General features: G+C 69.9%; 12 protein-coding genes. 9 read left to right on the forward strand and 3 right to left on the reverse strand.

What is annotated here, in order from left to right; all coding sequences use genetic code 11:
- Nucleotides 1-21: 21 nt before the first annotated feature.
- Nucleotides 22-801: an alpha/beta fold hydrolase gene (locus BM430_RS09120; RefSeq protein WP_093566940.1), complete on the forward strand. Its 780-nt coding sequence runs from the start codon at nucleotides 22-24 to the stop codon at nucleotides 799-801.
- Nucleotides 802-816: 15 nt separating this feature from the next.
- Here BM430_RS09120 and BM430_RS09125 read toward each other — a convergent pair whose 3' ends face one another.
- Entirely contained in the window at nucleotides 817-1,710 is an 894-nt protein-coding gene (locus BM430_RS09125; RefSeq protein WP_093566941.1) for an alpha/beta fold hydrolase, read from the reverse strand.
- A gap of 438 nt (nucleotides 1,711-2,148) precedes the next feature.
- Entirely contained in the window at nucleotides 2,149-3,135 is a 987-nt protein-coding gene (locus tag BM430_RS09130; RefSeq protein WP_093566942.1) for an AraC family transcriptional regulator, read from the reverse strand.
- Nucleotides 3,136-3,306: 171 nt separating this feature from the next.
- Here BM430_RS09130 and BM430_RS09135 point away from each other — a divergent pair, with 171 nt between their 5' ends.
- Genes BM430_RS09135 through BM430_RS09170 form a run of 8 tightly spaced genes read left to right on the forward strand, consistent with a single transcriptional unit; the run spans nucleotide 3,307 to nucleotide 10,349 of the window.
- Nucleotides 3,307-3,966 (forward strand): cytochrome b/b6 domain-containing protein, encoded by a 660-nt coding sequence (locus BM430_RS09135; RefSeq protein WP_093566943.1) that lies wholly within the window; start codon nucleotides 3,307-3,309, stop codon nucleotides 3,964-3,966.
- A complete protein-coding gene (locus BM430_RS09140) occupies nucleotides 3,963-4,736 on the forward strand; it encodes a molybdopterin-dependent oxidoreductase (RefSeq protein WP_093566944.1) in 774 nt (257 codons plus the stop codon). The genes BM430_RS09135 and BM430_RS09140 overlap by 4 nt, the downstream gene beginning before the upstream one ends.
- On the forward strand, nucleotides 4,733-5,251 hold the full coding sequence (locus tag BM430_RS09145) for a hypothetical protein (protein ID WP_093566945.1): 519 nt from the start codon (nucleotides 4,733-4,735) through the stop codon (nucleotides 5,249-5,251). The genes BM430_RS09140 and BM430_RS09145 overlap by 4 nt, the downstream gene beginning before the upstream one ends.
- 21 nt (nucleotides 5,252-5,272) lie before the next feature.
- The gene (locus tag BM430_RS09150; RefSeq protein WP_093566946.1) at nucleotides 5,273-6,010 is read left to right on the forward strand and encodes a TIGR04282 family arsenosugar biosynthesis glycosyltransferase; all 738 of its coding nucleotides are present in this window, start codon (nucleotides 5,273-5,275) and stop codon (nucleotides 6,008-6,010) included.
- Nucleotides 6,007-7,368, forward strand: coding sequence for an MptA/MptB family glycosyltransferase (locus BM430_RS09155; protein WP_093566947.1), 1,362 nt, complete (start codon nucleotides 6,007-6,009; stop codon nucleotides 7,366-7,368). The genes BM430_RS09150 and BM430_RS09155 overlap by 4 nt, the downstream gene beginning before the upstream one ends.
- A complete protein-coding gene (locus BM430_RS09160) occupies nucleotides 7,365-8,417 on the forward strand; it encodes a radical SAM/SPASM domain-containing protein (protein ID WP_093566948.1) in 1,053 nt (350 codons plus the stop codon). Before BM430_RS09155 ends, BM430_RS09160 begins: the two co-directional genes overlap by 4 nt.
- 4 nt (nucleotides 8,418-8,421) lie before the next feature.
- Nucleotides 8,422-9,120 (forward strand): glycosyltransferase family 2 protein, encoded by a 699-nt coding sequence (locus BM430_RS09165; protein ID WP_093566949.1) that lies wholly within the window; start codon nucleotides 8,422-8,424, stop codon nucleotides 9,118-9,120.
- 8 nt (nucleotides 9,121-9,128) lie between these two features.
- The gene (locus tag BM430_RS09170) at nucleotides 9,129-10,349 is read left to right on the forward strand and encodes a pyridoxal phosphate-dependent aminotransferase (RefSeq protein WP_244539399.1); all 1,221 of its coding nucleotides are present in this window, start codon (nucleotides 9,129-9,131) and stop codon (nucleotides 10,347-10,349) included.
- Nucleotides 10,350-10,641: 292 nt separating this feature from the next.
- On the opposite strand, the gene BM430_RS34620 is transcribed toward BM430_RS09170, so the two are convergent.
- Complete coding sequence (locus BM430_RS34620; protein ID WP_177302988.1) at nucleotides 10,642-10,809, reverse strand: hypothetical protein; 168 nt, start codon at nucleotides 10,807-10,809, stop codon at nucleotides 10,642-10,644.
- Between the last annotated feature and the right edge of the window lie 62 nt (nucleotides 10,810-10,871).

Below are 10,871 nucleotides of genomic sequence, written 5' to 3' on the forward strand. Positions count from 1 at the left end.
CCCCGAACGGAGACGCGCATCATGCCGACACGTCGATCCATGAACCAGGCCCTCGTGGCGGCCGCGGCGGCGGCGCTGCTTCCCGGCACGGCGTCTGGACAGGCGCCGCCCCGGGCCCGCAGCGTCGTGCTCGTGCACGGGCTCTTCGCCGACGGCTCGTGCTGGTCGGAGGTGATCCCGAGGCTGCAGGCGGCCGGCCTCGACGTCACCTCCGTGCAGAACCCGTTGACCACGCTGGAGGAGGCGGTCGCGTCCGCTCGGCGCGTGCTCGCCCGGCAGGAGGGGCCGACCGTTCTCGTCGGGCACTCGTTCTCGGGCATGATCGTGACCGAGGTCGGCGCCGACCCGAAGGTCGGCGCGCTCGTCTACGTCGCCGCCCGGGCCCCGGACGCGGGCGAGGACTACGCGGCACTCGCCGGGACCTACCCGACGCCGCCGGCCTCGGCCGGGATCGTGTTCGACGGCGACGAGGGCCGGCTGACCGAGGCGGCCTTCCTACGGGACTTCGCGGGCGACCTGCCCCCGGACAGGGCCAGGGTGCTGTTCGCGGTCCAGCAGCCGTTCCGGAAGGCACTACTGACCGGCCGGACGACCCAGGCGGCCTGGCGGTCGAAGCCGAGCTACTACGCCGTCTCGACCGACGACCGGACGATCGACCCGGACCTCGAACGGTTCATGGCCAAGCGCATGAACGCGAAGACGGTGGAGCTGAAGGCGAGCCACCTGTCCCTGATCTCTCAGCCGCAGGCCATCGCGGACCTCATCCTTGAGGCCGCCGGCCGGAAGCCGGGGCGACCGTGAGGCGCAGGGTACCCCTCAGGGCAAGCCTGAACCCGGGTCCTGCGTGAAGCGGATGACCGCGTCCGCGAAGGCATCCGGCTCCTCGAGATGGGCGAAATGGCCGCTGCTCCCGAAGGTGACGAGCCGGGCATGGGGAAGCGTCCCGGCCAGGATCACCGCGTGCCGCGGTCCCAGGATGAAATCGGCGGCTCCCGCCAGGACGAGGGTGGGAACTGCGAGGCCCGGCAAGGCGTCGCGAACGTCGAATGGCGTTCGATCGCCGACCAGCATCGTCGCGCAAAGCTGCGATCTCAGTACGTCGAGGACGTCCCTGCATCGCCGGTGATCCGAGACGTAGGCCGGCAGGAGGCCGCGCAGAACCGCCGTGTAATCCTCGTCGCTGCGGATTTCGGGCAGTGCCGCCCAGGCCTTCCGGACCTCCTCCGCCTCGCGGGTTCCGACGTTTCTGTCGACGAACCGGTCGATCTCGGCGCTCGCAGCCGCCATGAAATCGCCTCCGGTCCAGGCCGCGCCGGCATGCAGGATGAGGCCGCTCGTCGCCCCCGGCCGCTTCAGGGCTGCCTGCAGGACGACAAAGGCCCCGTGGGAATGACCGAGAAGGAAGGGGGTGTCGAGACCGGTCGCTTCCACGAAGGCCAGCACCTGATCGGCGAATCGGTCGACGGTGTAGCCCATCGGATGCGACGGAAGGCGCCCCGACGCTCCGGTCCCGATGGGATCGAGGTACACCATCGTCAGATGCCGTTCGAGGAGCGGCATCCGCAGGTAGCCGGCGTCGATGCCGGGGCCTCCCGCATGGACGATGCAGCAAGGCCCGTGTCCCGCGACCCGAAAATGCTGCCTTACGCCATCGATGACGAGGCTGTGCTCGCCAGATGCGAGGGGAGCGGATGCGTGCGGGTGGGGCATGGAACATCCTTTTGCAGGTCGGATGGAGAGAATGGACAGCCCAGGCGGACGCGCGTGACGGCGAGTAGCCCGGCCGTACCCGCGCCCAGCTGCGGGAAGGACCGCCCTCACGGATCGATGCGGGTCGCCGCCACCGGGCGGGAGCGGGGGCTCCTCCCTCGGGAGGCTATCCCCAAAGGAGATCGTTCGGCGGAACACGCATTCACGCTTCTCCAGAATGCAATATCCCCTGCATCCGGGCGATTCTTGCGCCGGATGTGATCGCATATAGTCCGATGTCTGAGGCTGGTGCGCCTCATCCACTCCGCCGCACCAGATTCGAACGATAGCGCACGTCGACCGGCTTTTGCGAGGACGGTGCATTTGCGACAGTGATCTGGGATGACGATAACGATGCTTTCGATGCTCATACCAGATCCGGCGCTTTTGCTGCCGCCCCTACTCCTCGCTGGCAACCCGCCCCGCGACGCCGGATCCTGCCTCCGGCAGCCGGTCCGAGGCGGCGGCCAAGGGGTCGGCGCGGTGGCGGTACGTGCTCGGATCGCAGCGATAGGCCGCCTTGAAGGCGTGCGAGAAGTAGCTGCGGCTGGCGTAGCCGACGCTCTCGGCGATGACCTTCACCGGCATCGGCGACGTCGTCAGCAGCTTGGCGGCCAGCTGCAAGCGGGCCCGCTGCAGGAACTCGATCGGCCCCTCGTCGAAGGTGGCGGAGAATCGCTCGGCGAAGCCGGTCCGGCTCAGCCCGCAGAGTGCGGCGAGGCTGTCGACGGTGTGTGGCGCGCCGGGCGTGTCGATGACCGCCGCGATGGCAGGCACCAGCCGGGGATCGCGCAGGGCCTCGAAGATTGGCGACCGGGTCCCTTTCTCCTCCAGGTGGACGCGGAGCAGGATCGCCAGGCATTGCTTCATCAGCGCGCTCGTCACCTCCTGCGTGCCGAGGCCGGGCCGGACCAGCTCCTCGATCATGAACGCGAAGGCGTGGCGCAATCGGGCGTCGGCCGACAGGTCCTCCGCCAGTGCGCCGTGCAGGCGGTCGAACAGGCCAAGCGAGCCCGCATAGCTCGCCGAGATCGACCCGCAGGCCAGGAGGATGTCCCGGCTCCCGTCCCCCGCCGTGTACGCGACGAGGCCGTTGGGAAGAAGCCGGCGCACCTCGCCGCTCGTCACCGTGCCGGCCGCGTCCACGGACCCGATCGAGTAATCGACGTCGCGGGGCAGGATGATCATGCTGTTTTGGCCGAAGAGCAGCGGCGGCTGATCCGCGACCACGATCGAGCCGGAGCCCGCCAGGACGTAGTGGACGAGGAGCGCGTCGGCCAAGGCGCTCTTCGCCAGCCGCCAGCCGGTCTGGATCTCGCAGAAGGCGAAGGCGTGGACCTGCACGGACAAGGTGGGCAACAGGCTGGCGAGGACGGTGCACGTCATGCGGCCTCCATGGATCGCTCGTCGTTACGCATTCGCGATGCATGGCAATCAATATCACATCAATCAAGATATTTTATTAGTGTAGCTGCACAAAAATCCGTGATTTGCTCGATATAAACATCGATGCATCTTTGCGCTTCAAAGCGACAACTTGAGGAAAAACTTCGTATCATGAAACCGCACTCCGACAGCGCCGGGCGCCGGCTGCATCCCTGGCCTGTGCGCATCCTGCACTGGACCAACGCCGTCGCGATGGTCGTGCTGATCGGCTCCGGCTGGGGCATCTACGACGATTCCGTCATCATCCACGGGATCTACTTCCCAAAGGCGCTCCGGATCGGATCCTGGGCGGCCGAGAGCCTGCTCTGGCACTTCGCCGCCATGTGGCTGCTCGTCGCCAATGGCGCCGCCTACCTGGCCTACGGGATCGCGACCGGGCGTCTGCGCGAGCGCCTGCTGCCGATCCGCCTCCGCGACGTCGTCCAGACCGTGCGCGACACGCTCAAGCTCAAGCTCGCCCACGAGGACCTGACGACATACAACGCCGTCCAGAAGATCCTCTACATCGTGGCGATCCTGGCCGGCGTCAGTCAGGTCGTCAGCGGCCTGGCGATCTGGAAGCCGGTGCAGCTCTCCGGCCTCGTCGCGTGGCTCGGCGGGTTCCAGGGCGCGCGCCTCGTCCACTTCGCCGGCATGGGCGTCCTCGCCGGCTTCCTTCTCGTCCACGTCGCGCTCGCCCTGCTCGTGCCGCGGACGCTCTGGGCGATGCTGACCGGTGGCCCCGTGCTCCGGCCGACGCCTCCCGCCGCGGCGACGGAGGCCGTCCGATGAGATCCCCCTTCCGCCCCCTTATAGCGCCGGATCCTGGCATCCTCGACGACCATCGCTCGCTCCTGCGGCGGATCGAGCGCCGCGGCCTCCTGCGCGGTGGTCTGTCGCTCGGCGCGCTCACGATGCTGACCGGCTGCGATGTGAGCGACTCGAGCGCGGTCGGCCGGGCGTTGCGTGCTGTCTCCGACCTCAACGACGGTGTCCAGGCCGCCCTGTTCGATCCGCACAAGCTCGCGCCCGAATACCCGGCGTCGATGGTGCTGAAGCCGCCGCGCTTCAATGCCTATTACGACGTCGAGGAGGTGAAGCCGGTCGACGGCGATGCGTGGCGGCTCGAACTCGCCGGGCTGATCGCCGACAAGCGGCCCTGGACGCGGCGCCAGATCGCGGAGCTGCCCGAGCGCGAGACCATCATCCGCCACGTCTGCGTCGAGGGCTGGGACTATATCGGCCAGTGGTCGGGCGTGCCGCTGCGCACCTTCCTCGAACGGGTCGGGGCCGACCTGACCGCCAAGTACGTCGCCTTTAAGACGGCGGACGACTATCCGAGCAGCATCGACATGGCGAGCGCGCTGCATCCCCAGACGCTGCTCGCCACCAAGTACGCCGGTGAGAGCTTGCCGGACCCCTACGGCTATCCCCTGCGGCTGCGCACCGCGGTCAAGCTCGGCTTCAAGAACCCCAAATGGATCACCGCCATCGAGGTCACCAATACCTATCCGGGCGGGTATTGGGAGAGCCGGGGCTTCAACTGGTTTTCCGGGCTATGAGCGCCCGCACAGCCAGCGGCCTCGCCGCCTGCATCACCCTGGCGCTGTCCGTCGCGGCGCAGGCGCAGACCGCGGGCCCGTCGCCGGCCCCCGGCCATATGCCGGTGACCGGCATGACCGTCCCCGACATGGCGGCGCGGGCGGCGCGCCGCTTTCCCCAGCCGGTGCGCGTCGGCGACCTCGCCGGCCGCCTGCTGCTCCAGCCGCAGGAGTCGCAGCCCGTCCTCGGCCGGGTGACGGGGCTCGTGCGCCGCGGCGATGCGGTCGCGGTCATTGTGCGCCTCGACGGGGCGTTGGGGCTGGGATGGCTCGGCCTGCAGCGGATCGACTGGAGCGGGTTCGGGCCCCGCCTGGTGGCGGTGCCGGTCGAGGCGGTGGCGCTGCTCGGCGAGCACGTCGCCCTGATGGGCCTGACGCCCGAGGGCCTGCGCGCCCTGTCGACCGTCACCCCCGGCTCCGCCGCGATCCCGCCGGACGCGACGATCCGCGTCGGGATCGTCCGGCCCTTCCACTGAGCAAGCGCGGGATCCTCGCCGATGACACGACGACCGAGCCTCGAGGCGGCCGCGACCTGCGCGATTGGCGTGATGGCGAAGGCACCGCAGAGCGGCCGCTCCAAGACGCGGCTGTGCCCGCCGCTGACCCCGGACGAGGCCGCGTCCTTGAGCGCCGCCTTCCTTCGCGACACGACCGACACCCTCGCGCGGGCGGCGCGATCCGCCCCGATCAGTCCTTACGCGGCCTACGCCCCGCCGGGTGCCGAGGCCCTAGTCGCCCCCCACCTCGCGCCCGGGACCGCCCTCATGCTGGCGGACGGCACCGCGCCGGCTCCGGCGGCGGTCGCGGGCTTCGGCCGCTGCCTGCTGCAAGCCGTCCAGGGCATGCTCGATCGCGGCCATCCGGCGGCCTGCGTGCTCAGCGCCGACGTGCCGACCCTGCCGGCGCGGCTCCTGGTCGAGGCGGCCCGGACCCTGCTCGAACCGGGCGAGCGCGGTGTGCTCGGCGCCTGCGACGACGGCGGCTACTACCTCCTCGGCCTCAAGTGGGCCCATGCCCACCTGTTCGCCGACATCGCCTGGAGCACCGCCACCGTCGCCGACGCGACCCGGGCCCGGGCCCGCGAGATCGGCCTCGACCTCGTCGAGCTGGAGCCGTGGTATGACGTCGACGACGCGGCCTCGCTCGCGCGGCTCGCCGCCGAGACCGCCGGCGCTCCGGCGCCGGTGACCCGAGCCGCCTTGGCGCGCCTCGCCCGCGAGGCCTTGCCGGCATGACCGGGCTCCTCGCCAGCCCGAGCCGGCGGCTCGCGGCGCTCGGCCTCCTGCTCGCCGGCATCAATCTCGGCGCGCTCGCCCTCCACGTCCCGGGCGCCGACACCGTCGGCTCGCCGGCCCGCGCCAACGCCTTCGTCGGCGTGGTCGCGCTCGGTCTCGGGGTCTATCTCGTCGCCGTGCGCCTGGTGCTGCGCGAGCAGTTGCCCCGCGCGGCCGTGTGGATGATCTTCGGCCTCGCCGTGGCGATGCGCGCCGCGCTCGTGCCGGCGCCGCCCTTCCTGTCGAGCGACATCTACCGCTACGTCTGGGACGGGCAGGTCCAGGCGGCCGGGATCAACCCGTACCGCTACATCCCGGCCGATCCGGCCCTGGAGCCGTTGCGCGATCTGGCGATCTACCCGCTGATCAACCGCAAGGATTACGCCCACACGATCTACCCGCCTGCCGCGCAAGCGGTCTTTGCCGCTATCGGGCAGGTTTCGGGCAGCGTCATCGGGATGAAGCTCGCGATGCTGGGCTTCGAGGCGATGGGCGTGCTGGCGATGCTCGCGGTGCTGCGCAAAGCCGGCCTGCCGCCGGAGCGCATCCTGATCTACGCCTGGAACCCGCTCACCCTGTGGTCCTTCGCCTGCGACGGGCACGTCGATGCCGTGGCGGTCGGCCTCCTCGGGCTGGCGCTGCTTGCCCGCGCCCGCCGACGCGACGGCCTCGCGGGCGCCCTTCTGGCTGCGGCGACGCTGGTGAAGGTGCTGCCGCTCGCGGTCGCGCCCGCCTTCGTGCGCGGCGGCCGGTTGTGGCGGCCCGTGCTCGCCGGGACCGCGGTCATCATCGTCCTCTACCTGCCCTATCTCGGCGTCGGCCGGGGCGTGCTCGGCTTTGCCGGGTCCTACGGCGCGGAAGAAGGCTACGACACCGGCGCGGGCTACTGGCTGCTCGCCGGGCTCGGCCATCTCGGCCTCAGTCCCCCGGGCTTCGTGCGGGCCTACCTCCTCTCCGCCGGCCTGGTGCTCGCCGCCCTCGCGCTCCGGATCGCCTTCGGCCGGAACAGGCCTGTTGCGCCGGACGCCGTCGCCTTGTGCCGCGACGCCGGGATCCTGGCGGCGCTGGCGACCTGCGCGGCGAGCCCGCACTACGCCTGGTACTACCCCTGGCTGACGCTGCCCGCGGTCGTCGCGCCGCTTCCGGCGGTGATCTGGCTCGGCGCTGCGCCCCTGCTGCTGCTGATCGACCCGTTCGACGACCGCTTCCTCTGGCCCGCGCTGGTCTTCGTGCCGGGCCTCGTCCTGGCCGCCCGTACGGTGTGGCAGGCCTGCAGGCCGCGCCCGGCCGCCCTCCTTCCCCAAGGAACCGCCCGATGACCGCCTCCGCCGCCCTGAAGGATCCGCATCGTTACTTCGAGGAGATCGGTGCCGCGCGCACGTCCGAGGCCGTCGCGCCGCCGGTCTGCCTCTACCTGGAGGTCACGAACCGCTGCAACCTCCTGTGCGAGACCTGCCCGCGCACCTTCGAGACCCTGGAACCCCCGGCCGACATGAGCTGGGAGCTGTTCACCCGGATCGTCGACCAGGTGCCGAACATCGCCCGGGTCGTGCTCCACGGCGTCGGCGAGCCGATGCTGGTGCCGGCGCTGCCGCGCATGATCCGCTACCTCAAGGACCGCGACACCTACGTCCTGTTCAACACCAACGGCACCCTGCTGCAGCCGAAGCGGTTCGGGACGCTGATCGAGACTGGGCTCGACGAGCTGCGCGTCTCCCTCGATGCCGCCGACCGGGTCTCGTATCTCAGGGTGCGGGGCAAGGACTTCTTCGACCGCATCGTGCGCGACGTCGGACAATTCGTCGCCTACCAGAAGGCGACCGACGCCGCGACGCCCCGCGTGTCGCTCTGGCTCACTGGGCTTAAGGAGACCGTGGACCAATTGCCCGCCTTTGTGCGCCTGGCCGCCGCGATGGGGGTGACCGAGGTGCATCTCCAGCGCCTGGTCTTCGACGAGGCGGGATACGGCATGGCCCGCGCCGACCTGTCGTTGTTCGAGAGCGCGCGGGCCGAGGAGGCCGCCTCCATCGCCGAGGCGGAGGCGCTCGGCCGCTCGCTGGGGGTGACGCTCGATGCCTCGGGGGCGACCGAGCCCGGGATCAGCCTCAGGAAGCAGGACGACCGGGCCTGGGCGACCTGCCGCCGGCCATGGTCGTTGATGTACTTCACCGCCCATGGCCGGGCGCTGCCCTGCTGCATCGCGCCGTTCTCGGTGCGCGGCTACGCGCACTACACGCTCGGCGACGCCACCCAGGCCACGTTGCGGGAGATTTGGAACGGCGAGGCCTATCGCGACTTCCGCGCGGCGCTCCTCTCCGATGCGCCGCCGAGCCCGTGCCGCAATTGCGGCCTGCGCTGGAGCCTGTGAGCCGATGCACCCGGTCAGCATCGTCATCCCGACCCTGAACGAGGCCGAGGCGATCGGCGCGGTGATCCGCGAGATCCCGCTGCCTTACTCTGGAGACGTGATCGTGGCGGATGGCGGCTCGACGGACGGCACCCGGGAGGTCGCCCAGGCCGCGGGCGCCCGGGTGATCGAGGCCGGCCGCGGCTACGGCCGGGCCTGCGCGGCGGGAGCGGAGGCGGCCGATCCCGGAAGCCGCGTCATCGTCTTCCTCGACGGCGACGGGGCCGACCGGGCGGACCTGATCGAGGCGATTGCCGGCCCGATGCTCGCCGGCGCCCAGGACCTCGTCCTCGCCTCCCGGACCCTCGGCCAGCGCGAGCCCGGCGCAATGCTCTGGCACCAGGTGCTCGCCGGGCGGCTCGCTGGACTCGGCATCGGCCTGCGCTACGGCGTGCACTATACCGATATGTGCGCCTTCCGGGCCATCGACCGCGCCGCGCTCCGGGCCTTGTGCCTGCGTGAGATGACCTACGGCTGGAACATCGAGATGCAGTTGCAGGCCGCTCGCGCGGGTTTGCGCGTGCTGGAGGTGCCGATGCCCTACCGGCGACGGATCGGAGGCGCATCGAAGGTCGCCGGTTCGGTGTCCGGGACGCTGCGGGCCTCGGCGCGCATCGGCGCGACCTACCTGCGCATCGCCGCCCGTCCGGCGCCGCGCGCGTGAGGATCGCCGTGGAGCTCGACGCGGACGCCTCGACCGACCGCTGGACCGACGACGTGCGGGAGGAGGCCGGGATCGACCAGCGAGAAGGCGGTAGCCTGCCCTCCCGGTCCTTCGCCATGGCGGATTACCTGAGGAGCTGGTCGGCCTGCGCATATCACGATCTCGCAGCCTCCGATTCGCAGCCGCTCCAGCTCTCCGCGTTGCTGCGCCTCGCAAGCTCGGACGACCGGCTGCGCTGGCGGAGCCTCGATCTTGGCTACGCCGATCCGCGCGGCTCCCTCCGCCTGCGCGAGGCGGTTGCCGCCCGCTACGCGATGGTCGGGGCCGACGAGGTGCTTGTCGGTGCGGGCGCGCAGGAGACGATGACCTGCCTCCTCCAGGCGCTGCTGGCCCCGGAGGACCACGCCGTGGTGGTGGTGCCGATCTACCAGCCCTTGGAACTCGTCGTGACGGGCCTGTGTGCCACGGACGGGGTCGCCCTGTCCGCGAACCGGGCTTGGAGCCTCGACCTCGACCGCTTCGCCGCGGCCTTGCGCCCGAACACACGGCTGGTGCTGACGAACTTCCCCAATAGCCCGACCGGCGCAGCCCTGGATCAGCCGACCCTGGACGGCCTGATCGCCCTCTGCCGCCGGCACGGGCTCTGGCTCGTCAACGACGAGGTCTACCGCCAGACCGACTGCGCTCTGGACCGGGCCGTTCCGCCCGTCGTGGACCTCTACGAGCGCGGTATCTCGATCAACGGGCTGTCGAAGGGGTTCGGGCTGCCGGGCCTGCGCGTCGGCTGGGCCGCCTGCCGCGACCGCGCCGTCCTCGGCCGCACGGTCGCCGCCAAGAACCTGCTGTCGAGTTGCCTTGCAGCTCCGAGCGAGATCCTGGGCGAGATCGCGCTGCGGGCCGAGCATCGCATCACCGATCGCGCCCGCGCGATTGGACGGCGCAACCATCGCCGCTTGCGCGCTCTGCTCGATCGCCATTCCGACGTCTTCGAGCCGGACGAACCGAGGAATCTCGCTTTCGCGTATCCGCGGTTTCGCGGGCACGAGGGGGCGACCGACTTCGCGCGGACGCTCGCATCCGAGGCCGGTCTTCTCGTCCTGCCCTCGATCCTGTGGCGCTCGTCGCTGGCGCCGGTCTCCCAGGACCATCTGCGTCTCGGCCTCGGCCGCATCGGGAGCTTTGCGGCGCTCGGGATTCTTGAGAAGCATCTGCTCAGGCAGTCTTGGTAAGGAGTGCGGGCCAGCCGCCGCTATACTCTTCGAAGCGGACCTTTAAGATGGGTGAGATCAACGTCTGCATGGGGTCAGCAGCGTGGATTAGGCGAGCACCGCTGGAATGTCCGAATAGGCCGAAAGCAAGCCTCCTTAGGTCAATCTGGTTGGGTTTTGACCCTAGCTCTCGAGCAGCGCACCGTCGTCGGTGGTCTCAATACGCTTCGGTGGGTACCTATGTCCGCGCTTCTGCTGTACGATGATCTTCGATAAACGTTGATCTATAGTAAATATCCAAGCTAGAAGCTGATCAGGCATGCTTGCGCTCTTTGCGCAGTTGCTCGGATAAAGCAAATATGACGTAGCGCGAGAGCGTTATTCCGAGTGATGCGGCAGCATTTACAGCGATGGCGTGAATGGTAGAAAGCACGCGAAGGTGAAGCTGCCGGATGTCAGCCGGTCGCTTATCGGTGGTCATCGTTGTTGATATTCATGGAAACGCAAATGGCAACCGTACGCCGGAATGGCGGGCCGCTATTC

This window comes from Methylobacterium sp. 174MFSha1.1, assembly GCF_900116815.1.
Taxonomy (GTDB): Bacteria; Pseudomonadota; Alphaproteobacteria; order Rhizobiales; family Beijerinckiaceae; genus Methylobacterium.

Bases quoted from the DNA above. Each gene is read 5' to 3' on its own strand.
- BM430_RS09155 (WP_093566947.1), top strand. From the start codon at position 6,007: ATGACCGGGCTCCTCGCCAGCCCGAGCCGGCGGCTCGCGGCGCTCGGC.
- BM430_RS09135 (WP_093566943.1), top strand. From the start codon at position 3,307: ATGAAACCGCACTCCGACAGCGCCGGGCGCCGGCTGCATCCCTGGCCT.
- BM430_RS09125 (WP_093566941.1), bottom strand. From the start codon at position 1,710: ATGCCCCACCCGCACGCATCCGCTCCCCTCGCATCTGGCGAGCACAGC.
- BM430_RS09150 (WP_093566946.1), top strand. From the start codon at position 5,273: ATGACACGACGACCGAGCCTCGAGGCGGCCGCGACCTGCGCGATTGGC.
- BM430_RS09120 (WP_093566940.1), top strand. From the start codon at position 22: ATGCCGACACGTCGATCCATGAACCAGGCCCTCGTGGCGGCCGCGGCG.
- BM430_RS09160 (WP_093566948.1), top strand. From the start codon at position 7,365: ATGACCGCCTCCGCCGCCCTGAAGGATCCGCATCGTTACTTCGAGGAG.
- BM430_RS09130 (WP_093566942.1), bottom strand. From the start codon at position 3,135: ATGACGTGCACCGTCCTCGCCAGCCTGTTGCCCACCTTGTCCGTGCAG.
- BM430_RS09140 (WP_093566944.1), top strand. From the start codon at position 3,963: ATGAGATCCCCCTTCCGCCCCCTTATAGCGCCGGATCCTGGCATCCTC.
- BM430_RS34620 (WP_177302988.1), bottom strand. From the start codon at position 10,809: ATGACCACCGATAAGCGACCGGCTGACATCCGGCAGCTTCACCTTCGC.
- BM430_RS09165 (WP_093566949.1), top strand. From the start codon at position 8,422: ATGCACCCGGTCAGCATCGTCATCCCGACCCTGAACGAGGCCGAGGCG.
- BM430_RS09145 (WP_093566945.1), top strand. From the start codon at position 4,733: ATGAGCGCCCGCACAGCCAGCGGCCTCGCCGCCTGCATCACCCTGGCG.